This is a genomic window from Microbulbifer sp. VAAF005 (genome assembly GCF_030012985.1).
Taxonomy (GTDB): domain Bacteria; phylum Pseudomonadota; class Gammaproteobacteria; order Pseudomonadales; family Cellvibrionaceae; genus Microbulbifer.
The window spans coordinates 3,085,459-3,111,080 of record NZ_CP120233.1 but is presented as its reverse complement, the minus strand read 5'-3'; the positions used below and the strand labels follow the sequence as shown (position 1 = coordinate 3,111,080).

At 49.6% G+C, this 25,622-nt stretch carries 28 protein-coding genes; 18 read left to right on the top strand and 10 right to left on the bottom strand.

What is annotated here, in order from left to right; translation table 11 throughout:
- Positions 1–55: 55 nt before the first annotated feature.
- The 4 genes from trkA to def all read right to left on the bottom strand — a co-directional run bounded on the left by trkA (position 56) and on the right by def (position 4,306).
- Complete coding sequence (trkA, locus tag P0078_RS13840) at positions 56–1,441, bottom strand: Trk system potassium transporter TrkA (RefSeq protein WP_282930545.1); 1,386 nt, start codon at positions 1,439–1,441, stop codon at positions 56–58.
- Between the two features lie 30 nt (positions 1,442–1,471).
- Positions 1,472–2,779 (bottom strand): 16S rRNA (cytosine(967)-C(5))-methyltransferase RsmB, encoded by a 1,308-nt coding sequence (rsmB, locus tag P0078_RS13835; protein WP_282930544.1) that lies wholly within the window; start codon positions 2,777–2,779, stop codon positions 1,472–1,474.
- A 2-nt stretch (positions 2,780–2,781) separates the two neighbouring features.
- Complete coding sequence (gene fmt, locus P0078_RS13830; RefSeq protein ID WP_282930543.1) at positions 2,782–3,729, bottom strand: methionyl-tRNA formyltransferase; 948 nt, start codon at positions 3,727–3,729, stop codon at positions 2,782–2,784.
- A 70-nt stretch (positions 3,730–3,799) separates the two neighbouring features.
- On the bottom strand, positions 3,800–4,306 hold the full coding sequence (gene def, locus P0078_RS13825; RefSeq protein WP_282930542.1) for a peptide deformylase: 507 nt from the start codon (positions 4,304–4,306) through the stop codon (positions 3,800–3,802).
- Between the two features lie 183 nt (positions 4,307–4,489).
- Here def and P0078_RS13820 point away from each other — a divergent pair, with 183 nt between their 5' ends.
- The 9 genes from P0078_RS13820 to P0078_RS13780 all read left to right on the top strand — a co-directional run bounded on the left by P0078_RS13820 (position 4,490) and on the right by P0078_RS13780 (position 11,889).
- Positions 4,490–5,560 carry a LysM peptidoglycan-binding domain-containing protein gene (locus P0078_RS13820; protein ID WP_282930541.1) on the top strand — a complete coding sequence of 357 codons (1,071 nt, stop codon included), beginning with the start codon at positions 4,490–4,492 and terminating at the stop codon, positions 5,558–5,560.
- 78 nt (positions 5,561–5,638) lie between these two features.
- Complete coding sequence (gene dprA / locus P0078_RS13815; RefSeq protein ID WP_282930540.1) at positions 5,639–6,805, top strand: DNA-processing protein DprA; 1,167 nt, start codon at positions 5,639–5,641, stop codon at positions 6,803–6,805.
- A gap of 128 nt (positions 6,806–6,933) precedes the next feature.
- The gene (locus P0078_RS13810) at positions 6,934–8,367 is read left to right on the top strand and encodes a catalase (RefSeq protein WP_282930539.1); all 1,434 of its coding nucleotides are present in this window, start codon (positions 6,934–6,936) and stop codon (positions 8,365–8,367) included.
- A 152-nt stretch (positions 8,368–8,519) separates the two neighbouring features.
- Positions 8,520–8,645: a hypothetical protein gene (locus tag P0078_RS13805; RefSeq protein WP_282930538.1), complete on the top strand. Its 126-nt coding sequence runs from the start codon at positions 8,520–8,522 to the stop codon at positions 8,643–8,645.
- Positions 8,646–8,661: 16 nt separating this feature from the next.
- Positions 8,662–9,228: an L-threonylcarbamoyladenylate synthase type 1 TsaC gene (tsaC, locus tag P0078_RS13800; protein WP_282930537.1), complete on the top strand. Its 567-nt coding sequence runs from the start codon at positions 8,662–8,664 to the stop codon at positions 9,226–9,228.
- A gap of 28 nt (positions 9,229–9,256) precedes the next feature.
- A complete protein-coding gene (hemF, locus tag P0078_RS13795; RefSeq protein ID WP_282930536.1) occupies positions 9,257–10,162 on the top strand; it encodes an oxygen-dependent coproporphyrinogen oxidase in 906 nt (301 codons plus the stop codon).
- A gap of 30 nt (positions 10,163–10,192) precedes the next feature.
- Complete coding sequence (locus P0078_RS13790) at positions 10,193–10,642, top strand: DUF6841 family protein (RefSeq protein ID WP_282930535.1); 450 nt, start codon at positions 10,193–10,195, stop codon at positions 10,640–10,642.
- Entirely contained in the window at positions 10,639–11,472 is an 834-nt protein-coding gene (gene aroE / locus P0078_RS13785; protein ID WP_282930534.1) for a shikimate dehydrogenase, read from the top strand. The genes P0078_RS13790 and aroE overlap by 4 nt, the downstream gene beginning before the upstream one ends.
- 15 nt (positions 11,473–11,487) lie before the next feature.
- Entirely contained in the window at positions 11,488–11,889 is a 402-nt protein-coding gene (locus P0078_RS13780) for a hypothetical protein (protein ID WP_282930533.1), read from the top strand.
- Between the two features lie 32 nt (positions 11,890–11,921).
- Here P0078_RS13780 and P0078_RS13775 read toward each other — a convergent pair whose 3' ends face one another.
- The 3 genes from P0078_RS13775 to P0078_RS13765 all read right to left on the bottom strand — a co-directional run bounded on the left by P0078_RS13775 (position 11,922) and on the right by P0078_RS13765 (position 14,014).
- Positions 11,922–12,440 carry a hypothetical protein gene (locus tag P0078_RS13775; RefSeq protein WP_282930532.1) on the bottom strand — a complete coding sequence of 173 codons (519 nt, stop codon included), beginning with the start codon at positions 12,438–12,440 and terminating at the stop codon, positions 11,922–11,924.
- 85 nt (positions 12,441–12,525) lie between these two features.
- Entirely contained in the window at positions 12,526–13,440 is a 915-nt protein-coding gene (locus tag P0078_RS13770; RefSeq protein WP_282930531.1) for a LysR family transcriptional regulator, read from the bottom strand.
- A 19-nt stretch (positions 13,441–13,459) separates the two neighbouring features.
- On the bottom strand, positions 13,460–14,014 hold the full coding sequence (locus tag P0078_RS13765) for a gamma carbonic anhydrase family protein (RefSeq protein ID WP_282930530.1): 555 nt from the start codon (positions 14,012–14,014) through the stop codon (positions 13,460–13,462).
- A gap of 65 nt (positions 14,015–14,079) precedes the next feature.
- On the opposite strand from P0078_RS13765, the gene P0078_RS13760 reads away from it, so the two are divergent.
- The 3 genes from P0078_RS13760 to P0078_RS13750 all read left to right on the top strand — a co-directional run bounded on the left by P0078_RS13760 (position 14,080) and on the right by P0078_RS13750 (position 17,268).
- The gene (locus tag P0078_RS13760; RefSeq protein WP_282930529.1) at positions 14,080–16,128 is read left to right on the top strand and encodes a M3 family metallopeptidase; all 2,049 of its coding nucleotides are present in this window, start codon (positions 14,080–14,082) and stop codon (positions 16,126–16,128) included.
- Positions 16,129–16,163: 35 nt separating this feature from the next.
- Complete coding sequence (locus P0078_RS13755; protein ID WP_282930528.1) at positions 16,164–16,442, top strand: YheV family putative zinc ribbon protein; 279 nt, start codon at positions 16,164–16,166, stop codon at positions 16,440–16,442.
- A 124-nt stretch (positions 16,443–16,566) separates the two neighbouring features.
- The gene (locus P0078_RS13750) at positions 16,567–17,268 is read left to right on the top strand and encodes a hypothetical protein (protein WP_282930527.1); all 702 of its coding nucleotides are present in this window, start codon (positions 16,567–16,569) and stop codon (positions 17,266–17,268) included.
- A 211-nt stretch (positions 17,269–17,479) separates the two neighbouring features.
- Here P0078_RS13750 and P0078_RS13745 read toward each other — a convergent pair whose 3' ends face one another.
- Positions 17,480–18,376 (bottom strand): MATE family efflux transporter, encoded by an 897-nt coding sequence (locus P0078_RS13745; RefSeq protein WP_282934613.1) that lies wholly within the window; start codon positions 18,374–18,376, stop codon positions 17,480–17,482.
- Positions 18,319–18,765: an MATE family efflux transporter gene (locus P0078_RS13740; RefSeq protein WP_282930526.1), complete on the bottom strand. Its 447-nt coding sequence runs from the start codon at positions 18,763–18,765 to the stop codon at positions 18,319–18,321. Before P0078_RS13740 ends, P0078_RS13745 begins: the two co-directional genes overlap by 58 nt.
- Before the next feature lie 953 nt (positions 18,766–19,718).
- On the opposite strand from P0078_RS13740, the gene coxB reads away from it, so the two are divergent.
- The 4 genes from coxB to P0078_RS13720 are packed head-to-tail and all read left to right on the top strand — an operon-like array spanning position 19,719 to position 23,907.
- Positions 19,719–20,864: a cytochrome c oxidase subunit II gene (coxB, locus tag P0078_RS13735; protein WP_282930525.1), complete on the top strand. Its 1,146-nt coding sequence runs from the start codon at positions 19,719–19,721 to the stop codon at positions 20,862–20,864.
- Between the two features lie 20 nt (positions 20,865–20,884).
- Positions 20,885–22,435 carry a cytochrome c oxidase subunit I gene (ctaD, locus tag P0078_RS13730; RefSeq protein WP_282930524.1) on the top strand — a complete coding sequence of 517 codons (1,551 nt, stop codon included), beginning with the start codon at positions 20,885–20,887 and terminating at the stop codon, positions 22,433–22,435.
- 3 nt (positions 22,436–22,438) lie between these two features.
- Positions 22,439–23,011, top strand: coding sequence for a cytochrome c oxidase assembly protein (locus tag P0078_RS13725; protein ID WP_282930523.1), 573 nt, complete (start codon positions 22,439–22,441; stop codon positions 23,009–23,011).
- A 5-nt stretch (positions 23,012–23,016) separates the two neighbouring features.
- A complete protein-coding gene (locus P0078_RS13720) occupies positions 23,017–23,907 on the top strand; it encodes a cytochrome c oxidase subunit 3 (protein ID WP_282930522.1) in 891 nt (296 codons plus the stop codon).
- 45 nt (positions 23,908–23,952) lie between these two features.
- Here P0078_RS13720 and P0078_RS13715 read toward each other — a convergent pair whose 3' ends face one another.
- On the bottom strand, positions 23,953–24,093 hold the full coding sequence (locus tag P0078_RS13715; RefSeq protein ID WP_282934612.1) for a hypothetical protein: 141 nt from the start codon (positions 24,091–24,093) through the stop codon (positions 23,953–23,955).
- A 115-nt stretch (positions 24,094–24,208) separates the two neighbouring features.
- Between P0078_RS13715 and P0078_RS13710 the strand changes: the two genes are divergently transcribed.
- Positions 24,209–24,985 (top strand): SURF1 family protein, encoded by a 777-nt coding sequence (locus tag P0078_RS13710; RefSeq protein WP_282930521.1) that lies wholly within the window; start codon positions 24,209–24,211, stop codon positions 24,983–24,985.
- Positions 24,972–25,610: a redox-active disulfide-containing membrane protein gene (locus P0078_RS13705; RefSeq protein ID WP_282930520.1), complete on the top strand. Its 639-nt coding sequence runs from the start codon at positions 24,972–24,974 to the stop codon at positions 25,608–25,610. Before P0078_RS13710 ends, P0078_RS13705 begins: the two co-directional genes overlap by 14 nt.
- Positions 25,611–25,622: the final 12 nt, after the last annotated feature.

Genomic DNA, 25,622 nt, shown 5'->3' with positions numbered 1-25,622 from the left:
AATGTTATCTGGACGGCGGAGACCGTTATCGCCGGAAAACGAAAATATTATTTGCTCAGAAAAAGCCAAAACCAACTTGGAACAGTTGTTCTACATGGCGGGTCTGGCGGCGGTCGATAAGGAAGACAATCACGTGGTCATCGCTTTGCACAATGACATCATCGTGTGCCATCAAAACTTCGCTGCCATTTTCCGTTTCCCGTACAATGGCGCCAATCGAGGCGCCCTCGGGCAAGTCGATATCTTCGATCTTGCGCCCCACCACCTTGGAGGTGCGCTCGTCACCGTGGGCGATAACCTCAATGGCTTCAGCTGCACCTCGACGCAGGGAGTGGACGTTGACCATATCTCCTCGGCGCACATGGGTGAGCAGGCTGCCAATCGTATTTTGCTGCGGTGAGATGGCAATATCGATTTCACCGCCCTGTACCAGGTCCACATAAGCGCGGTTATTGATCAGGGTCATCACTTTGCGTGCGCCCAGACGTTTGGCCAATAGTGACGACATGATATTAGCCTCGTCGTCATTGGTAAGGGCAAGAAAAACATCGGTATCTTCGATGCTCTCTTCCAACAGCAGCTCCTGATCGGAGGCGCTGCCGTGCAGGATAATGGTGTGGGACAGCTCCTCGGATAAAAATACACAGCGCTCGTGGCTCTGCTCAATAATTTTTACCGAATAGCGATTCTCCAGCCGGGTGGCCAAGCGCAAACCAATATTGCCACCGCCGGCGATCACCACTCGTTTATAACCGTGTTCCAATCGACGCAGTTCGCTCATTACCGCACGAATATCTGCTCGCGCGGCAATAAAGAACACTTCATCGCCGGCTTCAATCACCGTATCACCCTGGGGAATAATTGGCCGGTTGCGGCGATAAATCGCAGCAACCCGGGTATCTACCTTGGGCATATGCTCGCGCAAATAGCGCAGTTGGTGCCCAACCAGAGGCCCGCCCTGAACGGCTAAAACCGTTACCAGCTGTACGCGACCACCGGCAAAATCCAATACCTGCAAGGCTCCGGGATGTTCCATCAGGCGGGAGATATACTCTGAAACCAGTTGCTCCGGGCTGATCAGTACATCGATAGGGATGGCCTGGGTATCGAATAATTCCGGGTATTGCAGGTAGGAGGAGGCCCGTACCCGGGCGATTTTGGTGGGGACGCGAAACAGAGAGTGCGCAATCTGGCAGGCCGCCATATTGGTCTCATCGTTATTGGTGACTGCAACCAGGATATCCGCATCCTCAATCCCGGCTTCCATCAGAATATCCGGGTGAGAGGCGTGGCCCAGTACCACGCCGATATCGATGCGGTCGCGCAGTTCGCGCAGGGTTTTCTCGTCGCTGTCCACCAGGACAATATCATTGCGCTCGGAGGCCAGGGCCTCCGCCAGAGAGCCGCCCACCTGGCCGGCGCCGAGAATGACAATTTTCATATCGGATGAGACTCGCGACTAGCGACGTCGTTATTCAGCTTTGCTCAGCAGAGCGTAGTAGAAACCGTCACCGCCGCCGGTTTGGGGTAGAAGCTGCATACCGGCAACTTGTTTCTCGCCCCAGGGCTTATCGTTTAGCAGTTCAGGGGTATTGTCGCTCGCATCCTCTGTCTCCGCAATGAACGCTGCGACGACTTCGCTGTTTTCCGTCGGTAGGCTGGAACAGGTGGCGTAAAGCAACTGCCCGCCCGGTTTAACCAGGGGCCAAAGAGCGCGCAGGATCTTGCCCTGCAAAGCCACTAACTCGGTAATGTCTGCTTCCCGGCGCAATAGTTTGATATCCGGGTTGCGGCGAATTACCCCGGTTGCCGAACAGGGTGCGTCCAGTAGTATCTGGTCGTATTGCTGCCCGTCCCACCACTCATTCGGAGACGTGGCATCGGCACAGATAAGCTCGGCACTCTGCCCGTTGCGCTCGAGGTTTTCCTCGACCCGCACCAGGCGGTCCTCCTCAATATCCAACGCGCTCAACTGAATGCTGGATTCCTGCTCCAATAAGTGGCAACTCTTGCCTCCAGGTGCCGCACACGCGTCCAACACCCGGGCATTTTCCTGCGGCTGTAACAGCAGCGCCGCTAATTGTGCGGACTCATCCTGAACACTGACCAAGCCCTCGGCAAAGCCCGGTAGCACTGTGACTGAAACCGGCTCAACCAGGGTGATACCGACCGGGGAAATAGTACAGGGCTCGGCGGAGAGGCCGGTTTCATCGAGCTGTTGTAAATAGTCCTCGCGCGAGATCTTGGCAGTATTTACCCGCAAGGTCATGGGTGGGTTGGCATTGTTGGCGCGGAAGATGTCTGACGCCTTCTCAGGCCAGGCGGCTTTAATCTGCTGCTGTAACCAGGCCGGGTGCATAGAGCTGAACTGTGGATTGCCGGACAGCTTGCGCTGAAGCTGCTCACTGTTGCGCAGGGCGTTGCGCAGCACCCCGTTGATCAGCCCGGTCGCTCTGTCCAGACCGAGGCTGCGCGCGGCATTGACGGTTGCAGATATGGCGGCGTGATCGGGGATGCGAGTGTACTCGAGCTGGTAGATGCCCAGCAGGATCAGTGCATTGACCTCAATATCCGAGACTTTTTTACGCAGTAACTTGGCGGCGATCAATTGCAGGCGCGGTGCCGTGCGGGCACTGCCGTAACAGAGCTCCCGCAACAGGGGGCGATCGCGCTCCTCGACTTTGTCCTCGGCGGCAGGCAGAAGTCTTGCCAACGAGCCACGTTCTTCCAGCAGTGAGGCAATAACTCGGGCGGCCTCGGCGCGTACATCTCTGCTCATAATTATCCCAGTTTGGTACCCGGGGCGAACTGCTCCCGGTAGCCTTTCAAAATTTCTGCTGCGGGAAGCGCTTTTTTACCCGGTAGCTGTATTAATTGGAGGCGTAGGGCCTCGCGGCCGCAGGCCACTAAAATACCTTCGTCGTCACTGGAGAGAATGGTACCGGGCTGATCACTGTGGCAGCCCTGTTCGATGGCGGCGCTATAGATACGCAGGCGCTGCTCGCCCTTCTTGTCCTGATAAGTGCTCCAGCACACCGGGAAGGGGTTAAAAGCGCGTATCAATCGATGCAGTTCAGCAGCGGGGCGCTGCCAGTCGATCTGCGCCTCTTTCTTGGTAATTTTGTTGGCGTAGTTAGCCTGGGTATCGTCTTGTACCTGAGGGTTGGCACTGCCACTTTCCAGTAGAGCCAAGGCCTGGAGGAGGGATGGGCCGCCGAGTTCCGCCAGCTTGTCGTGCAAGCTGCCACCGGTATCGGACTCAGTAATCGCGCAGCGGCTTTCCACCAAAACTGGGCCGGTATCTAGGCCCGCCTCCATTTGCATAATGGCGACACCGCTCTCGCTGTCACCCGCTTCCACCGCGCGTTGGATCGGTGCCGCACCGCGCCAGCGCGGCAACAAAGAGGCGTGCACATTGATACAGCCCAGACGCGGGGTATCCAGCACCACCTGCGGTAGTATCAGGCCGTAGGCCACCACCACCATAATATCCGCTCCAAGGGCAGTGAGCTCCGCCTGGGCCGTCTCGTCGCGCAGGCTCAGGGGTTGGTACACCGGGATATTGTGGGAGAGTGCCAGCTGTTTCACCGGGCTGGCGAGCAATTTCTTACCACGCCCAGCCGGCCTGTCCGGTTGGGTGTAAACGGCAATGACATTGTGCTCGCTGTCGAGCAGCGCTTGCAGGTGCACAGCGGCAAAGTCCGGCGTACCGGCAAAAATAATATTCACTGACTTGCTCTCAAGTAAGGGGGAGAGCTGCCGTAAGGCGGCAGCTCCAGGCTCCTGCGGCTGGCGCAGATCAGGCGCGGCGGCGCTGGGATTTTTCCAGCTTGGAGCGGATGCGGTTGCGCTTCAGTGGCGAGACGTAATCCACGAACAGCTTGCCGTCCAAATGATCGACTTCATGTTGGATACAGACCGCCAGCAATCCCTCGGCCTCCAGGGCAAAAGGTTCGCCATTGCGGTCCAGGGCTTTAACACGCACTTTGCGCGGGCGTTCCACCGTTTCGTAGAAACCGGGAACTGACAGGCAGCCCTCGTCGTACTGGTGGATCTCCGGGTCCAGCACTTCGATCTCGGGGTTGATAAACCCGAGCGGTTCATTGCCGTCTTCAGAGATATCCACCACCACAATGCGCTCCTGCACATTGACTTGGATGGCGGCGAGGCCGATGCCGGGCGCGGCGTACATGGTTTCAAACATGTCGTCGAGCAATTGGCGGTGGGCGTCGGTCACTTCAGCGACGGGTTTAGCGACCTCGCGCAGGCGCGGATCGGGAAATTCCAGTATCTCGAGTTTAGCCATAACACCTGTGACAAACTTCTAGTATTCGTTGAACGTGCGCTGATAACATTATGATCGCGCTCAAAATTTACCGAGTGGACCCCTGTTTTTGCTGGCGCTATGCGCCCGGGTCCGGTCTCGCTCCCTTCACGGGAGTGGCCCGGCGCTGAGAATTATAGCGATAAAGAGCATAGGAATGCTTCCATGAAAAAAATTATCCTGGCCGCGATCTCGATGTTAGCGGTTGCCCTTGGTGTCGAAGCACAGGATCAGGTTCGCCTGAACCCCAGTTACCCCGACGCTTATGTGGTGCAAAAGGGCGATACGCTCTGGGATATTTCCAGTCAGTTTCTGGTGCAACCCTGGTACTGGCCGGAGATTTGGCAAGTGAACCCACAGGTGGAAAACCCCCACCTGATTTATCCAGGAGATAGCCTGCGCCTTGTTTATATAGACGGCCAACCACAGCTACAGCTGCAACGCGGCCCCCGGGCGTATCAACTGTCGCCGGGGGTTGATGGCAACCGCCTGTCGCCCTCGATCCGCCGCCAGGCAGTTGAGGATGCAATTCCGGCGATTCCGCTGGATGCAATTAATGCTTTCTTATCCCGTACCCGTATTGTCGAGCCCGGTGCTTTTGAAGGTACCCCTTACATTGTTTCCGGCTCCGATGACCATATTCTGATGGGAGCGGGTGATACCATCTATGCGCGCGGTGATTTTGGTGCTCCACTGCCGTCTTATGGTATTTATCGCCCCGGCCCCGTTTACTCCGACCCTGTTTCGGGTGAAGTCCTCGGGCGACAAGCCCTTGGCGTAGGTTCTGTCGACTTGCTCCAACTGGACCCGGACAACAATCCTGACTTTTCTGTTGCGACTATGGGCGTACGCAGCACTGCCCGTGAGGTTCGCCTCGATGACCGGTTGATGCCGGTGGAGGAGCGCTCAATTGAAGCCCTGTTTCATCCCAGTGCGCCCACTATCGCTATCGATAGCCTGATTGTAGGGGTTGATGAAGGGGTTACCCAAATTGGTAAATTTGATGTCGTAATCCTCAATATTGGTGAACGGGAAGGATTACTGCCGGGCAATGTCCTGGCGATATACAAAGCGGGTTCAACGGTACGCGATCGTATTGCCGGTGATGTGGTTAAGCTTCCGGATACCCGCGCTGGTGAGTTAATGGTGTTCCGCACCTTTGAAAAAATGAGCCTAGCCCTGGTACTGGACGCTCGTCGCCCGCTGGCAGTGATGGATATGGTGCGCAACCCCTAAGCGATCCCAGAAAATCTCGCGGCAGGTGTTGCTGTTTGCCCTGCCGCACAACTATCAAAACAGAAAATGGTAAGTTGCATGGATGCATTGACCGCTACTATGGCGTTGCTGCGTCTCGAGGGAATTGGCCCGGCTCGCTACTGGCAATTACTGGAGCACTTTGCCACTGCCGAAGAGGCTCTCCAGCAGTTTCCTCAACCTCTTCTGCAAAAATTATCACCGCGGGCCCAAATCCAGTGGCGGGAATTTTCCAGCCGATCTGCCGCCAGTGAGCTCGCTGATTGGGTTGAGCGTGAGCTGGCCCGCTGTGCAGACCTGGGGGTACAGCTAGTTTGTCACAGCGATCCCGATTATCCCGCCCTGTTATCTGAGACCTCACGCCCCCCGCCTGTGCTCTATATCCGTGGTGAAAGAAGCGCTCTGAAGCTGCCTCAGGTAGCGATGGTGGGTGCCCGTCGGGCCACTGTGGCAGGTTTGGATAATGCTCGGGCCTTCGCCGTAGAATTGGCGGGTTCCGGATTTGCTATTACTTCCGGGCTGGCCCTGGGCGTGGATGCCGCAGCTCATCGGGGGGCGCTACAGGCTGCGGGCATTACGATCGCTATTTTGGGTAGTGGCGTTGACCGCATTTATCCCAAACACAATCGCCCCCTGGCGGAGGATATTCTCGCTGCAGGCGGCGCCCTGGTCAGCGAATTGCCTCTTGGCAGCAGTGCTGAGGCGAAGAATTTTCCTCGGAGGAACCGGATTATCAGTGGCCTTTCAATGGGGGTATTACTGGTAGAGGCAGCGATGCGCTCAGGTTCTCTGATTACGGCGCGTTTGGCGCTGGAGCAGAATCGAGAGGTTTTTGCGATCCCAGGTTCTATTCACAACCCAATGGCCAGGGGTTGCCACCACCTGATTAAAGAAGGTGCGACACTGGTTGAAACCAGCGCAGATGTAGCTAGCCAGCTTGGCGGTTTACTGGCAGACCCCACACCTACTGATCTCCCCCCCGCTAAACCGCTGCCAGAGCTTCAGCAACAAGTCATCAGGGCGCTTGCCGGTGGGCCTCGAAGTATCGAACTTTTATCGCGGGATACCGGAATTGAGCCGGGTGATTTAATGGCTGTATTGATGGAATTGGAGTTAGAGGGCTTGGTCGAGCAACTCACAGGGTCTTACCAGCTAACTCTGAAGGGAAGCCGCTACACGGACGGGAGGGTACTGGCTAAAACCCCTGAGGAGTTAGTGAGTCCCTAAAGGTCTTAGAAGGAAGTTATAAAATTATTCAGTCAGAAACATCTTGGTTGTTGGTGTAGCCGCCGATCAATTCGCGCAGTTCTATGGCAGCGTTAATACTCAGTGGATTCCAAAACTGGAGTCTGATTATGGCGGATAAACCCAAACTCACCACTGATGCCGGCGCTCCGGTTCCCGATAACCAAAACAGTCTTACAGCGGGGCCAGATGGCCCCCTGTTGATTCAGGACTATCAGCTTATTGAAAAACTGGCTCACCAAAATCGTGAGCGTATACCCGAGCGGGCGGTACATGCCAAAGGTTGGGGCGCCTATGGGATTTTGAGGGTTACCGGTGATATCTCAAACTACACCTGTGCCCGGGTGCTGCAGCCGGGGGCAGAGACCCCACTGTTGGCCCGTTTTTCAACCGTGGCCGGTGAATTGGGTGCAGCTGATGCGGAACGGGATGTGCGTGGTTTTGCACTGAAGTTTTATACGGAGGAGGGCAATTGGGATTTGGTCGGCAACAATACGCCAGTCTTTTTTGTACGAGACCCCTACAAATTTCCGGACTTTATCCACACACAAAAACGGCATCCACGCACTCACTTGCGCTCCCCCACAGCCATGTGGGATTTCTGGTCGTTGAGTCCCGAGAGTCTTCACCAAGTGACCATACTGTTCTCCGATCGCGGTTTGCCCATATCTCCGTTGCATATGAATGGTTATGGCTCCCATACCTTCTCCCTGTGGAATCACAATGGGGAGCGCTTCTGGGTGAAATTCCATTTCAAGACCCAGCAGGGACATAGGTATTTTACCAATACGGAAGCTGAAGCTGTGATTGGACGCTCGAGGGAGAGTTACCAGGAGGCGATGTACAGCGCGATAGAAAATGGGGAATGTCCGAAGTGGACATTCCAAATTCAGGTCATGACCGAGGCAGACCTTGGCAAAACAAGTTACAACCCCTTTGACCTCACCAAGGTTTGGCCCCACGGGGATTACCCTCCCATCGAGGTGGGAACCATGGAGTTGAATCGCAACCCGCAAGACTACTTTGCAGAAATTGAGCAGGCAGCTTTCTCCCCATCCAATATCGTACCGGGTATCAGTTTCTCACCAGATAAGATGCTGCAGGCGCGTATATTCTCTTATGCCGATGCACACCGTCATCGCTTGGGAACTCACTATGAGAGTCTTCCTGTGAATGCACCGCGTTGTCCGGTCCATAATTATTACCGGGATGGTGAAATGAATAGTACAGGTATCCGCAGTGGTAATCCGGATGCCTTTTATGAGCCGAATAGTTTTTCTGGACCAGAGGGGGACCCAAAAGCGAAAGAACCCCCGTTACCAATATCCGGTGCGGCAGATAGATATGACCACCGCAAAGGTAATGACGATTACAGTCAGGTTCGAGCGCTCTTTGATTTGTTCGACGATGAACAAAAGCAGCGTTTATACAGCAATATTGCAGAAGCGATGGCGGGTGTACCAGATGAAGTAATTCAGCGACAATTGGCTGAGTTCCACAAAGTACATCCCAGCTATGCGTCAGGGGTAAAAATGGCGCTTTGAGGAGCGGTTCGCAGGTCTTGTTTAATATAAATTGCCACAGCCTTTGTCTGAAATAGAAAGCTGGGCTGAGCAAGGCGGTTACAACTTGTGCACAGTTGGGCAATCCGCTAGATTGCCTCGGTTCACCTCGCTTGACATTAAGGCGAGTCGAAATGAGAAAGCCTTTTGTAGCGATCCTGACGGGTTTTGACTTCGATGTGCCTGTAGTGGAAGTTGCCTTTGGTGTCCGTTCCATATTCCCTTGCAGCAAGATTTGCAGCAGCGTAAAGATGAAGTAAAACCGGCATTAATAAGATGAAGTACTCACCACTTTCCGTAAATCAGGCTGCCCGCGCCCTGGCAGCGGGTGGTGTTATTGCCCATCCCACTGAATCTGTTTGGGGCTTGGCTTGCGATCCCAATAACCTGTTGGCTGTTAGGCGCCTGTTACAACTCAAGCATCGTCCGCTTGAAAAGGGTTTGATCCTGGTCTCCGGTGATAGAACACATTTTGCCCCCCTCCTCAGCGATCTCAGTGATGGACAAAAGGAACAGTTGGATCGCAGCTGGCCGGGCCCGGTTACCTGGCTTGTACCCCATCGGGACCTGATTCCCTCCTGGGTCTGTGGGGTGCATAAATCTGTAGCCCTGCGCTGCACCGATCATCCGTTTACCGCTGCGTTAACACGCGCCTTTGGCGGTGCTATCGTATCCACTTCAGCAAACCCGGCCGGGTCTCAACCCGCCCGCAATAAATACCAGGTACTGCGCTATTTCGGCCGCGATCTCGACTTTGTCGGTGGCGGCTCAACCGGTGGTCGCAGCGCCCCCAGTGAAATACGCGATCTGCAAAGTGGCCGCGTACTGAGGGCGGGTGCTTAATTTCAAAACAGTGACGTAGTTTTCGCCTATGAGTGATATCGATACCAAGGAAGTAAAGGCTTATCTCCTCGGCCTACAAGACCGCATTTGTAATGCCCTGAGTGAAGAAGACGGCCAACCATTTCGCGAAGATAATTGGGAAAGGCCCGGTGGCGGTGGTGGTCGAACCCGGGTACTGGAAGAGGGCAACCTGATTGAAAAGGGGGGCGTGAACTTTTCCCATGTCTATGGGGATGGACTTCCACCCTCGGCTACGGCAAATCGCCCGGAACTGGCCGGCTGTTCTTTTGAGGCGATGGGCGTCTCTCTCGTAATTCACCCGCGCAACCCCTACATGCCCACTAGCCATGCAAACGTGCGTCTATTTGTGGCTAAAAAGCCTGGAGCTGAGCCCATCTGGTGGTTTGGTGGTGGCTATGACCTTACCCCGTATTACGGCTATCACGAGGATGTCGTACATTGGCACCAAACAGCCAAGCAGGCCTGTGAGCCTTTTGGCAGTGAGATCTATCCCCGCTTTAAGCAGTGGTGTGATAAATACTTTTACCTGAAGCATCGGGATGAAGCACGGGGAGTTGGCGGGCTCTTTTTTGATGATTTTAATAAAGGCGGCTACGACAACGCTTTTGCGCTTATGCGCGCAGTTGGCGATAGTTATCTGGAGGCCTATTTGCCAATCGTGCAGAAGCGCAAAGAGACTCCTTACGGTGAGCGTGAGCGTGAATTTCAGCTCTATCGTCGCGGGCGCTACGTGGAATTCAATTTGGTATTTGACCGTGGCACCCTGTTCGGCTTGCAAAGTGGCGGGCGAACTGAGTCCATACTGATGTCCCTGCCTTCGTTGGTGAGCTGGAAATACGACTGGCAACCGGAGCCGGGCTCTGAGGAAGAAAAACTCTACACCGATTTTCTGCCGCACAGAGACTGGGTATAGGCAGCCAATTTGTCACAATGGAGATTTGCTGTGCACCCATCGCGATTGGAAGGCATTAATTCCCTGTTTCTCGATTACAGGCGGCATTTTGAAACGGGAGATGTGGAACAGATAGCTGATTTTTATCGCTTCCCTCTGCATTACTATCGGGAGGATGGCGTAAAGCTCGCTGTGGCGAGGGATGAGTTTATCCAGCAAGTGGTTAAATTACTCAACGCTTACCGCCGGCTGGGAGTCTGTCAGATTCTTGGCACTGTCACTGAAGTGATAGAGTTAAACGAATACAGCACCCTTGCGAGCTTGCGTTGGACCCTGCTTCATTCACAGGGGGAGGAAAAGGCGGTAGAGCTGTACAGTTCTCACACCCGCTATTTGGTTGCTGAAGCTGCCGACGGTCTCAAAATAGATGGCCTGATAATTGTCGATGAAAGTGCCAAGATTCGAGAGGCGGTGAGAGCGCGCAAAAGGATGAGGTCATGAGTGATCGCTATGCAGTAGTGGGCAATCCCATAAAACACTCTCTCTCACCGGAGATACACAGCGCTTTTGCGGCACAAACGGGAGAGGGGGTTGAGTACAGTAAGCAGCTTGCCCCCCAGGATGGCTTTAGCGGCTTCGTACGGGCTTTCTTTGCTGGGGGTGGTTGTGGCCTCAATGTGACGGTGCCTTTTAAGATACAGGCCTTCGAATTGGCAGACACCCTGACTGAACGGGGAGCTTCCGCTGGCGCAGTTAACACTCTGGCTCTGGCGAAAAACGGGAAGATTCTCGGCGATAACACCGACGGGGCTGGTCTGGTATTTGATATTAACAGCAACTTGGGTTGGGAAATCAGGGATAGAAAAGTTCTCTTGCTTGGTGCTGGTGGTGCTGCTCGGGGAGCACTGCTTCCAATTCTGGCAGAGCAACCCGCGCATTTGCATATTGCCAACCGCACCGCAGAAAAGGCAGTGCAGCTTGCGGCAGAATTTTCCCAGTTGGGAGAGTTGAGCGGCGGTGGCCTGGGGGAGTTGAGAGGCTGCTACGACCTGATTATCAATGCGAGTTCTGCAAGCCTAGGCGGTGTGCTACCTCCATTGCCTGAAGGTTGCGTTGCGAGTCATGGCAAAGCATACGACATGATGTATGGAGCCAAGCCAACGCCTTTTACACAATGGGCGCGTGGACAGGGCGCAGAGAGTGCTGATGGCCTTGGGATGTTGGTAGAGCAGGCCGCTGAGTCATTTTTACTGTGGCGTGGTGTACGTCCTGAAACAGCGCCGATCATGGCCAAGTTGCGCCGGGACCTCAATCAGACAACCGATAATTAAAAGAGAGAAAGCTTTGTGCGTGATATTGTGCGAAACCTGTCGATTTGTTTTGCTGTGGGGTGTTTCGGTGGGCTTTGCTATGCCGTGGGGCTATGGGCCATGGGGCGGTATGGCTTCACCCAGTTTTTGGGGGTAGATTTGGCGCCATCCCTGAGCAATGCCTACCTGTACCAGCGCGTAGTTTGGGGTGGAGTTTTCGGGTTGCTGTTTTTGTTGCCTTTGCGCAACGCCTGGTTAATACGGGGCTTCCTCTTATCCCTGGTGCCGGCAGGGTTGATGCTGTTGTATCTTCTGCCGCAGAGAGGTTATGACTACGGTGCTCTGGTACTGGGACAAATGACGCCCCTGGTTATCGTTCTAGCTTGTGCCATTGGCGGCATAGGTGCATCGGCACTGCTGCGGCTACAGGGTAAATAGTGAGGAGGCCTTGGTTGCCAAGGCCTGCCACATCACTGTTTAAATTCGATCTCAACCAGGCTGCAGCTTTGGGTATATCCCATAGCCCGCTTGATTGTGGGGAAGACCGACGCGGTAGCGACGCTGACCCCCAGCTCGATTCTCTGTCGGTTATCCAGTTGTGCACCTATCCGTTCATTGAGAACAGGGTCGATCGTTTTGTAGCTGGCCACGGCTGTTGCAAAATCAAAAATGTCCTGCAAGTTCTCAGGCAGGCCGCTGCCGCCCTGGATACAAGCTTTCACCAAGTGGGGTTCAACACCAGACTCTAAGGCCATACGCACATTCAGTTGCAGGCACATGCCGCAATCAGCTACTTGCATTGCCGCTATCTTACTCACCCAAAAAACATCAATAGGTAAAAACTCCCTGTGCATGGATAAGGGCTGAAAATTTCTGAATTTTTCAAAGCCTTCTGGGGAGCCCTGAAGAAACTCGCGCAAGTAGTCCATGTCATAGCGGTATTTTTGGGAGAAGGCCTCCATTTCCTGGAGATATTGCTGTTTGGACATAGTTTGGCTCCTAATCAAGTCGGATTGAGTCACAGACCATCGGCCTACAACGCCAAGTCTTATGTAAAAGCCTGATAGGTAAAAATTAGTTTCTATCGGATATTTCGATAGGTGGGCTGTAAAAGTTACCGTAGAGTCGCCGGGACTCCCGGGCAAACCATTGCGCAGCTAAGCCTTGTGGCGTCTGCTTGGACCAGAGCAGATCCACACCGAGGCTCCAGGTATTGAGAGAACCGGTTAAGTTGAGCTCAACCAACCTGCCGCTTTTTAAAAAGGGGCGGGCCAGTTCGTAGGGCGCATTGACCCACCCAACCCCCTTACATGCCAGATCCAGGGCCTGTAGCAGAGAATCACTTCGCCAAGTCTGTGCAGAGAGCTGCCAACGGTACCTTTGGGATTCTGGTGCTGTGGTGATCTGTCGGTGCTGGGCCGCTTCATTCAATGAGGATTGTTTTTTCTGGGCCAGGGGATGTTCCGGACAGGCCAGGCTAAGTACCCGCTGTTGTCCCAGGTTACTGGTATCCAGCGAGCTGGGATAGGAATCCCTTGAGGTGACAAAGGCAAAATCGGCTTCACCCTGTGTCACCTGCTGGACCGCTTCCTCCCCAGTAACACTGCCGAGCTGAAGCTCAGTATGCGGGAAGCGCTCGCTGAAAGTTACCAGCATATCGTTGAGTCGATCCGGCATTACCAGCTCTTCAAATAATATATTGAGCTGGGGCTCTTCTCCCCGCTGGAAGGAATTTGCCGCCTGTTGGAAGCGCTGCAACTGCCCCAACGATTGACGTGCTAATGGCAGTAATGCCAAAGCGGCGTCGGTGGGTTGGGGATATTTCCCTTCGCGGTTAAAGAGAGTCAGCCCCAGGTCAAGTTCAAGATTTTGAATCAAGCTGCTTACAGAAGACTGAGCCCGGCCCACTTCGCGAGCAACCGCCGAAAAAGATCCGACTTCACAGGAGCGCACAAAAATATGCAGCTGGTCCATATTCAGGTTAAGCATAGCGGGGAGCCGGCTGTCACTATGGTTGCTGTTTAAGGAGATACTGATCTTTCAGTTTCACGTAGTTTTCAGCGGAATACTTAAAGAAAGCCTTTTCCTTGTCAGACAGGGGGCGCGCCTTTCTGCAGGGGGCGCCTACATAGAGATAACCACTCTCCAGGGTTTTACCGGGCGGAACCAGTGCTCCGGCTGCCAGTACGACATCGTCCTCAATAGTGGCTCCGTCGAGAACAATAGATCCGATACCAATTAAGATCCGGTTGCCGATGGTACAGCCGTGCAGGCAGGCTTTATGACCGATAGTGACATCTTCGCCAATAGTCAGCGGCCAACCGTCGGCGTTGAATGGTCCCGCATGGGTGATATGGAGAACGGCCCCATCCTGTACACTGGTTCGCGCGCCGATTCGGATCTTATGCATATCACCGCGCACAACGGCCATGGGCCATACGGAGCAATCATCCCCCAGGGTAACGTCACCAATGACTGCGGATTGCGGATCGATATATACGCTGTCGCCAAGTTCTGGAAACTTCTCGCCGTGGGAATCATCGTGGCTGCGCAGTGGGGACATAAATAAGCTCCTGTACAATGAATCCTCTATCATAGCTTTATCCTAATTCGAGCACAGAGTCTTATATGTCCAATCCACTGTTGAATATCCCGCTGCTGCCGCCTTTTGATAATCTCGAGCCCGAGCAGGTGGAACCCGCCATCGCCGAACTGATTAAAGAGTGTGAGCAAACCCTTCAACAGGGATTGGAGACCCCTAGCTGGGATAATACGCTGGTGCCTCTGGAACAGGCGGAAGACCAGCTAAATCGAGCCTTCTCCCCAGTCAGTCACCTGAACAGCGTTCTAAGTGGCCCCTGGCGGGCGCCCTATGAGGCCGCCTTAGCCAAAGTGACGGCTTACTGGACAAAGCAGGGGCAAAATCGCGAACTTTACGACCTGTACCTCCAATTAATGCAGTCGCCCGAATTTGCAAACTGGCAACAGGCACGCAAGAAGTCTTTGGAGCTGGGAGTCAGAGACTTTGAACTCGGTGGTGTAGGCCTTGAAGGAGAGTCCCGTGAAAAGTTTGCCGTTAACAGTCAGCGTTTGGCGGAGTTATCCAGCCAATTTGCCAACAATGTCCTCGATGCAACCAATGCCTGGACCTGGCATACGAATGATGAAGCTCAGCTTCAGGGGCTTCCTCAAACTGCTCTCGCCGCTGCACGGAATGCAGCTGAGGCAAAAGGTCTGGATGGGTGGCTGATTACCTTAGAGGGGCCCAGCTTTCTCGCTGTTATGACCCACGCTGAAAATAGATCTCTGCGTCGGGATGTCCATTTGGCTTTTGTTAGTCGCGCATCCGAAGTTGGTCCCCAGGCAGGTGAATACGATAACTCCGAAGTGATGGAGGCAATTCTCGCATTGCGCGCTGAACAGGCCAGTTTACTGGGAATGAACAGCTATGCGGAGTTGTCATTGGCCAGCAAAATGGCTCCAAATACAAAGCGGGTTCTGGAATTTCTACAGGATCTGGCAGAACGAGCCAGGCCAGCAGCCCAACGAGAAATGGCTGAGCTGAAAGAGTTTGCTGCAGACCAACTCAGCATTGAAGAGTTGCAACCATGGGATGTGGCCTGGGCCGCAGAAAAGCTCAAACAGCAGCGATACGCCATCAGCCAAGAGGAATTAAGACCCTATTTCCCTTACGCCAAAGTCGTTGACGGCCTCTTTACTGTGGTGGATAAATTATTCGGAATCACAGTTGAAGAAGATACCAGCGTTGCTACTTGGCATGCCGACGTGCAGTTCTTTTGGCTGCTGAGAGACGGCGAAAAGATAGCTGGTTTCTATTTGGATGCATTCGCACGTGAGAAAAAACGTGGCGGGGCCTGGATGGATACAGTAAGTAGTCGTCGCCACACGCTCACCGGACTCCAGTTGCCTATAGCTTATCTAGTATGTAATTTCAGTCCGGCTGCAGGTGATATCCCCTCACTTTTAACCCACACGGAAGTAACCACTTTATTCCATGAATTCGGCCATGGCCTCCACCATATGCTGACACAGATTGATGTGGCAGCAGTTTCTGGTATTAATGGTGTTGCTTGGGATGCGGTGGAAATGCCCAGCCAATTTCTGGAAAATTGGTGTTGGCAACCCCAGGCTATTTCCATAATTTCTGCACATTTCGAAACTGGAGAGGCCCTTCCCGAAGCTTTACTGAATAAAATGCTGGCAGCGAAAAATTTCCAGTCTGCCATGTTTACAGTACGCCAGTTGGAGTTCGCACTTTTTGATTTTCGCCTCCATACCAGCGAAGAGGCATTGACCGCCGATAAAGTTCAGGTTTTACTGGATCAGGTACGAGCAGAGGTTGCTGTTGTGCCTATCGCCGCAGAAAACCGCTTCCAAAATGCTTTTAGCCATATTTTTGCTGGTGGTTATGCCGCAGGATATTACAGCTATAAATGGGCAGAAGTGCTTTCGGCAGATGCTTTTTCTCTATTTGAAGAAGATGGTATCTTTAATAGAGAGACGGGAAATAAATTTCTGCACAGTATTTTGGAACAGGGTGGTAGCCGTGATGCGTTGGAGCTGTTTGTTCAATTCCGTGGACGAGAGCCGCAAATTGATGCCCTATTGCGTCACTCTGGTATCGAGCAGCAAGAGCTGAATATCAGTCCTGTGTAACGGATAAGTCAATCATGAAATATTGAGTAGTAGTCATGATGAAGAAAGAAGATTCGGCTGAGTCTGGTAAGATCGTTAAAAAACGCTTTATTGCAGGGGCTGTGTGCCCCCGCTGTAGCGAAATGGATAAAATTATTAACTATCACAAGGATGGGAAAAATTATAGGGAATGTGTTGCCTGTGGGTTTAAGGATGAAATTCGATTGCAGTCAGCGCCAACAGAACTGTCTACTCGTGTTAACCAAGATACAGAGAAAGATATTCACGAGGAGCCAGTGAAACTTATCCAACCCACAAGTAGCCGTAAAAAGTGAAAAAAATATTTTTTATACTGGTGGTTTTTATTGCGGTTGCGATCATAGGTCTCTATGGCCTTGATCGCCATCGAAAAAAACAGAGCAGCAGAGAGAACAAGTTGCCTACCTATTGGCGAGCTGTGTGAATCAGGGGATACTTACGTTATTCCGTTTACAAGCCAATGACTGGAAAGCCCATCCAGATTTTTACATTGAAGAGGAAAATAGGTTGGGAGTGGCTGTAAAAGCTTTACCTGGTCAAATCCTTAAAGGAGAATCTTTTGAAAAGTGGAGACATGCAATAAATATTTGTGACAAGCTCACAAGGAATAGCAATTTGCAACATGTCACTATTTTTCGCCCCCTGGGCGATTTCTCCGAAAAGGAAATCTCCAATATATATACCTTGAAAGATCGCGGTGCTCTGCGGAAGCGGGAAAAGACTATTCACGCACTATATGAATCAGCAGAAGCTGCAGCTCGCTATATGAAAGACCTAAAGCGAGATATCAATACGCAATTAAAAGCCTTTCGTTTTTCAGATAAAGAGCGCGAATTAACTCTTCAAAAAATCAGTTCTCAGGTTTTAGATAATTACCAACAAGGTAATTTTTCCAAAAAGCAGGCAGATACCTATCTGGAAAGAGTATCCCTTTTTTACAAAACCATGGCTGAGAATCCAAAGTCCTATAGTGTCCGAAACGGCAGCCTATATTTTTATAGCCAAGAATTAAAGCAGAAGGTTGAAGACCTATATGGCGCTGTTATACAGGGAGAGGGAGCGTTTTATGGAAATTTTAAGAAAATTCTAGTGCAAAAACAGGTACAGTCTTCAAGCTATTAAAAATATGAGCGGGTTTTATTATTTGTTGCTTTGCCCGCTCATTATTTACCAACCTGAGATTATAGCTTTAAATGTGTTTGTAGCATCATAAGAGATTTACTATTTTGATAGTGAGTAATCCTGACTGAAATAGTTAATTTCTCAATCGCAAAATTTGTCATATTCTGTTATTTATACATTAAAAAATAACTCTAAATATCCTGCCACAGTTTTACTGTAATTTACGTATCCAGGAATTGGTTACAGTGTAGTATTGAAAATATACTATGAGTCCTAAAGATCGTGCTCCGATCCACAAAAACAAGCTGAACCATATGCCTGTATTCCCCCAATCCCTTGTAAACCACCAGGCGGGAAAGAAAACCAGTACTGAGGCTATAAACATAGTATTACGCATATCGCGACTTTTCCCAGCACCGATAAAAACACCATCGAGCTGATAACTCCAAACCGCTAATAAAGGTAATGCACAGAGCCACCAATATACCTGTTCCGCTTGGTGGATTACTGGTTTGATATCTGTAAATAAGGATAAAATCAAGGGTTTCCCTGAAACTAGTACCAGCGTAATCAGGACAGCGCTTCCCAGGGCCCACAAACCTGCACTGCGAACGGTATTTCTGAATAGAGTCGTTGATCTCTTTGCTATAGATTCCCCAACCAAGGCCTCGGTAGCATGAGCAAAACCATCCAGGGCATAGGAAGTCATCATTAATAACTGTATAAGAATAGCATTTGCAGCAAGTACATTATCACCTTGGGCTGCCCCTTGGGCAGTAAAAAAATTGAGTGTTAGCAAGAGCAAACAGGTTCTTATAAATAATTCTGTATTTATCTTTAAAAGATTGATCCATGGGGATGAATCGATCCAGGGGAGAAGTTTCTTCTGCCCAATTTCTTTGCGTATATAAGACCAGATATCAACATGAACCCTGGAAAGAAGATATAGACCCAGTAGAAATGCAAAAATATCAGCGAGTACCGTTGCCGCTGCTGCACCTTTTGCCCCTAGGCCCAGGCCAAGAATAAATAGGAAATCGAGGGCTATGTTCAGTAGATTGGCAGCGAAAAGTATATATAGAGGCGCACGGCTATCTTGTCGACCAATAAAAAAACCCAGAATGGCAAAGTTTGCCAGAGCCAGGGGGCAGATAACAGACGTATTTGTAGGTAGGCCAGTGCGTGGGGTTGTGCTTCCTGACTGGCATTCATCCACTCAACGATATAGTAGATTAAAGGAGAGGCAACAATAAACAGAGTGATTCCCAACCCCATGGCTAATACTAGTGCACGTACTAACCATTGAATCCCAAGATCTGTACTCCGAGCCACCAGTCCGGTAGTACCCATGCGCAGAAACCCAAATGCCCATAAAAGCATCGACATTACGCTAGCCCCGATAGCTACACCGGATAGGTACTCTGCAGATGGAAGGTGACCAAGAATTGCGGTATCTACTATCCCGAGTAAGGGCACTGAAATATTACTCAGTATCATTGGCCAAGCCAGATTCCAGACGCGAGACATAGGTTGGGATTCAAGTTTTGTAGAAGAAGGCATAAGTCATAACAACTAACGGATAGATTGGCTTCTAGCCGAAATCGGAAAAAGAAAAGCTGTGCAGGTGGATTCTACCAATGGTGTCAGTACAGAGCTGATAAGTTACTTTTCCTAAATCGGTCTCCCAATACTGCTATTAGCAATTCATTTCATAACGCTTACAAAATCGAAACGAAATATTTGGCGGAAAAATCATTTTGATTGAGTGTAGATAGTACAGGATTCTGTATTGATCTGCCTGACAATCCTCAAGCTTATTGAAACTAATCTGTCTTGGTTGTGTGAAGCAGTCAGAATTTAGTATTAGAGATTAAAAATTGTTGTCAATCTGTGTAAAAGCAATCAGGGGCACTTGAACCCGAGGATTTATACTTCTCGTGGCAGCATTATTAATGCTTGATTAGTTGTCATCTTTCACCAAATAAATTGCCATGTCTCTATTTGGAGCGACTTTTTTTCTACTTGTGGAAAAGTATCCTATCAAAGTGGTTAAATTTATTTGTTAATCACCGAATTTTTTCACAAAGCGACAACGTTATTCAAAAATGATCCCGATTGACTTTTTCTTGTCGATGTGTTCCTTTTGTACCTGCAGTAGTTGCGACAAATAAAGAAACTGGTTGTTGGTTGTACCTTTCCGGACGACGACATCTGGAGTAAAAAATCTTTTACTAAGAATAACAAGTTGCACTGACGGCAGTAACGCGAGGTGGTCTCCTCGCCCAGTGTATGTAGTCTTGTGTTACTACAGTATGTCCACAAATTTTGTGTGGAATTAATCCTGTTAGGCAGTTGATACAGGTAAAATTCGCTTATCCGTGAAGGCCAGTGGCCAAAATAAAAATTACGGGTTTCTCTGAGAGACCCGCAACCACGGAGATCTGTAGGCGATGTTGAAAGGCTTTGATCGGCTGTTCGCCTTGCTGGCTACTTCGCTATCTGCACAAGCGGTGTTAGCGAATGAGCAGGACGTTGAGCGCTGGGGGGTTAATATGCCCCAGGGGGTGACAGAAGTCGCCCAGACCACCTACGAGCTACACATGCTGATCTTTTGGATTTGTGTGGCTATAGGGGCATTGGTGTTCAGCATCATGTTTTACAGCATGTGGCGTCACCGCAAAAGTAAGGGATACCAAGCGGCCCAATTTCATGAGAGCACGGTTGTGGAGTTGGTGTGGACTATTATTCCCACTGTCATCCTGATTCTGATGGCGATTCCGGCCACCAAAACACTCTATGATATTTACGATACTGAGGAAGAAGATCTCAATATCGTAATCACCGGTTATCAGTGGAAGTGGAAATATGAATATCGGGGCACTGATGTTTCATTCTTTTCCAGCTTGTCCACTCCCAAAGCTCAAATTGATAACCTCCAGCCTAAGGGTGCCAACTACCTCCTAGAAGTCGATGAGCCCCTGGTTGTTCCTATCAAGAAAAAAATCCGCTTCCTGATAACTGCCAATGATGTGATACATGCTTGGTGGGTCCCAGATCTAGCCGTTAAAAAAGATGCAATCCCCGGTTTTATCAATGATGCCTGGACGCGTATTGAGGAGCCGGGAATATATCGCGGACAGTGTGCTGAATTGTGCGGAAAAGACCATGGATTTATGCCTATTGTTGTGAAAGCTGTGCCACAGGCTGAATACGATGCCTGGTTGAGTTCTCGTGCAGCAGAAGCCATGAAAATGCGTGAACTTACAGCGAAGACATTTACCTTCGAAGAGCTTTTTGCTCAGGGTGAAAAAGTCTATACACGCACATGTGCCGCCTGCCACCAGCCGAACGGGCAGGGAGTACCCGGTGTATTCCCGGCGATTGCTGGATCAAAAATTGCTACCGGTCCCCTCAATGGCCACTTAGATATCGTTATCGATGGTTCTACGGTAAACCCCGCAATGCAGGCTTTTGGTGAGCAGCTATCAGAAGTGGATCTGGCTGCGGTAATTACTTACCAGCGAAACGCTTTCGGCAATGAGATGGGTGATACCGTCCAACCCGTAGATATCCTCAACTTCAAGAATAAGCAGTAAGCGCCCGGAGGAATTTAAGAATGGCACATGGTCCTCAGCCCGGTATAAAGCGTTGGCTCTATACGACCAACCACAAAGATATAGGCTCTATGTATTTGTGGTTTAGTTTTGCGATGTTCCTGCTCGGCGGATGTATGGCATTGGTTATACGCGCTGAATTATTCGAGCCCGGTTTGCAAATTGTACAGCCGGAATTTTTCAATCAAATGACCACTATGCATGGTCTGATCATGGTATTTGGTGCAGTTATGCCGGCTTTTGTGGGGTTGGCTAACTGGATGATACCAATGATGATTGGTGCGCCAGATATGGCACTGCCAAGAATGAATAACTGGAGTTTTTGGATTTTGCCCTTTGCTTTCGCAATGTTGGCATCGACCTTATTTATGGAAGGAGGAGCACCTAATTTCGGCTGGACATTTTATGCGCCACTTTCAACGGAATATGCACCACCCAGCGTAACCTTCTTCATTTTTGCCATTCATATTATGGGTGCCTCGTCCATCATGGGTGCGATCAACATTATCGCTACCATTTTGAATATGCGTGCTCCTGGTATGACCTTGATGAAAATGCCGTTGTTTGTATGGACCTGGCTGATCACTGCTTACCTTTTGATTGCCGTAATGCCGGTGTTAGCCGGAGTAGTGACCATGATGTTGATGGACATTCATTTTGGCACAAGTTTCTTCAGCGCAGCCGGTGGCGGTGATCCGGTTTTATTCCAGCATGTGTTCTGGTTCTTTGGGCACCCGGAAGTTTACATTATGATTTTGCCGGCCTTTGGCATTATCTCTGCAATTATTCCCACCTTCGCTCGTAAGCCTCTTTTTGGATACAGCTCCATGGTATATGCCACCGCAGCAATTGCATTCCTGAGCTTTATCGTATGGGCGCACCATATGTTTACTGTGGGAATGCCGATTGCTGGTGAGCTGTTCTTTATGTATGCCACAATGCTGATCGCTGTACCTACAGGAGTGAAAATCTTTAACTGGGTTTCTACCATGTTCCGGGGATCCATGACGTTTGAAACCCCGATGCTTTTTGCAATTGCATTCATCATCCTTTTCGCCATCGGTGGATTCTCTGGTCTGATGCTAGCGATTGCGCCTGCAGACTTCCAATATCACGATACGTACTTTGTGGTTGCCCATTTCCACTATGTGCTGGTTCCTGGTGCAATCTTCTCAATTACTGCTGGTGTTTACTATTGGTTGCCTAAATGGACTGGCCATATGTATAGCGAAGTTATGGGCAAGGTACATTTCTGGCTGGCATTTATTGGTCTCAATGTAACTTTCTTCCCAATGCACTTTGTTGGCCTGGCCGGTATGCCACGTCGGATACCTGATTACGCACTGCAATTTGCGGATTTCAATCAAATATCCAGTATCGGTGCCTTCCTATTTGGCGCTGCACAAATAGTATTTTTGTTTAATGTGGTTCGAACTGTAATGGGCGGGAAAAAAGCATCTGATCAGGTTTGGGATGATCCTGAAGGACTGGAATGGACGGTTGCTTCCCCGGCCCCATATCACACGTTTAGTACGCCACCGGTTGTACGTTGACCTATGAAAGTTGGAGCAAATGCAAAGGTAACTATCAAGCTGCTGGCCGTGGCGACCAGCATGCTGGTATTTGCAATTTTCATTATGCCGCCTATTTACGATGTCTTCTGTGAAATCACAGGGCTCAATGGTAAAACCGGTGGTCGTTATGAAGCTGTGCCAGCTGCGGTTGATAAAAATAGGCTGGTCACAGTGCAATTTGTGGCAAACAATAATGAAAATATGCCATGGGAATTTCGCCCGAGTGTGATGTCTTTGAAAGTACACCCTGGAGAAATTAAAGATACTGTTTTTATTGCAGAAAATAAGACATCTAGGGATATGGTTGGTCAGGCAATTCCCAGTATGGTTCCTTTCAAAGCTGCTGAGTACTTTCATAAAACAGAGTGTTTTTGCTTCAACCAGCAAGAATTAAAAGCGGGAGAGACTGCAGAATTACCACTACGTTTTATTGTGGATCCAGATCTTCCCGCAAGTGTTAATACTGTAACGCTTTCCTATACGTTGTTTGATGTAACGGAAAGGTTTGCCAATAAAACCGATAAGAATGATATCGACCCCGAGCGAGAGGGATAAAAATTATGGCTAGTGAAAGCAGTTATTACGTGCCCGAACAATCCAGGCTGCCAATTTTTGCGACGATAGGTCTATTCCTAATAGCGTTCGGCGCAGCAAATTGGATTAATGGAGGAAGCTCTTATATTTTCTTCACCGGTGCGTTAGCGATGGCCGCAGTTTTGTGGTTTTGGTTTGCTGCCGTAATCAAAGAGAATATGGCAGGGCTCAACAGTGAACAGTTAAAGAGATCATATGTTTGGGGGATGGGCTGGTTTATATTTTCTGAGGTGATGTTTTTTGCTGCGTTCTTTGGAGCACTTTATTACATACGCAATTTTACAGTTCCCTGGCTAGGTGGTGAAGGTGATCGTGGAATTTCCAATATGCTTTGGGAGGGATTCGAAAGTAGCTGGCCCCTATATGTGACTCCTGACGCCGCAGCAAACGGAGAAACGGCAAAATTTATGGGGCCTAAAGATGTGATAGACCCATGGCACTTGCCACTATGGAACACCATCATACTTCTCACCTCCAGTGTAACTGTACACTTCGCACATGTTTTCCTGAAAAAGAATCAAAGAAAAAATTTCAATATATTACTGGCAATCACTGTGGCATTGGGTGGGGCGTTTATTTTTCTACAAGGTAAAGAATACTACGAAGCCTATCAACACTTGGGGTTAACACTTGAGTCAGGAATCTATGGTACAACATTCTTTATGCTGACCGGATTTCATGGTGCCCATGTCACACTCGGTACAATTATGTTGTTGATCATGTTGTTAAGGTCTGTGATAGCCAATCATTTTAGACCTGATGATCACTTCGGCTTTGAAGCAGCAAGTTGGTATTGGCATTTTGTCGATGTAGTTTGGGTCGGGCTGTTTATATTTGTATATGTTCTAGGTGCTTAATGTGGGCAAGGCTTTCTATCGTATAAATAGAAAGCCTTTGTTTTCTTAATATTTATCAGCCCAAGGTGCCGTTTTTGCCAAAATGCCACTTTCAAAGCCGTACCAAATGGCAAGAAGTAAGAGTGACGCTAGGAGTATTCTAATACCTAATGCGTAGAGTGTGCGCTTGGATTGAGGTGTTCCCATATCTCTAAGTAGAAAAAAAGTGCACTTGAAAGACTGACAAGTACGGAAAGGAATAGGACAACAATAACAATCTTTAGCCACATTTTATTATTTTCCATTATTTATGTAGTTGCGCATGATAGTAGATATTCCATCAGCTTCTGCGAAAGATATCAGTTTACCACTGATTCGCAATTGGCCCATCACGATATTTTCTCTGGGTGCATTCATCCTTTTTATTTTTTTAGGATTGTGGCAGCTTGATAGAGCAAAGCAGAAAGTCGAACTTATACAAAAGGTAGAGAGTAGGCTCTCTCTGCAACCGCAGGAAATTTCAAATCTAAGTTCTTATCAAGAGTATGCGTCTGTAACTTTAGCGGGAGTTTTCCAGAAGGAAATATATTTTCTGGATAACCGGACCAGAAACGGTCGTGTGGGCTATGAAGTACTACAAGTATTTTCAACAGAAAATACTGATTGGCTTGTCAATAGAGGTTGGATTCCCTCTGCTGGCGACCGAGATAGCTTACCTGAAGTAACAGCTTTACTTGATGTGAAATCACTTCAGGGCTACTTATACCCTATCGATACTGAATCCTACTCGAATGTTAGTATAGACCCGGTTTTTAAAAATAGAATTCAACAAATAAATTCAAATTTCATTGAGGCTATCGGTTTAGTCAACAATAGATGGTCGATCCGTTTGTTTGCGGATTCAGGTGCAGCTTTAATTACTGATTGGAATTTTTTCAATAGTGGCCCTGAAAAACATCAAGCGTATGCTTTCCAGTGGTTCACGATGGCAATAGCTATCTGGCTTTTATGGGCTTATTCAGCCACAAATATTATTTTTAGATTACGTCGTAGATTGAGTAGAAGTTTGAAAAAGGAGTTTCAAAATGAAATCAAATAGTCAGCCAGTTTCACCTGAAAGAAATCTGAGCAAAAGGAAGCCAGCGAATAAAATCATTCAAGGACTCTCAGTGCTAGCATCCGTCGTACTCCCAATTACAGCTGCCTATGTCGTTTACTATACGGGCTTAGGCATGCCTAAAGAGACGATTAATCAAGGTGAATTATTGCAGCCCCCATTTGATATCACTGAAATAAAAATCACCTTTCAAGGGCAACAGCAATCCCTGGCACAAGAGGGCGAATCAAAATGGCGCTATCTAATATTAAGTGACAGTGATTGTGGTAAAGATTGTGAAGATCTCTTGTATATAAGTAGGCAGGTTCATATTCGGCTGGGGGAAAAAGCTCATAGGGTTGAGAGGCTACTGGTGGTTGGTGATAGTTTGGATGAAGAACGACAAGAACAAATACAAATTGAGCATCCGAAACTAAAAATAGTGAATTTGGATGATGAAAACTTTAAGCAGTTGGTACAAAAAACTGATCATGACGGTGTGACTTTAACCAAGGCGTTGCTGGTTGATCAGGAGGGTTATGCAATGATGGCCTATGATCGGCAACATAGCGGAAACCAATTGCTTAAAGATATAAAAAGATTATTGAAGTACTCCTACGAGCAATAAGAATAGTATTCG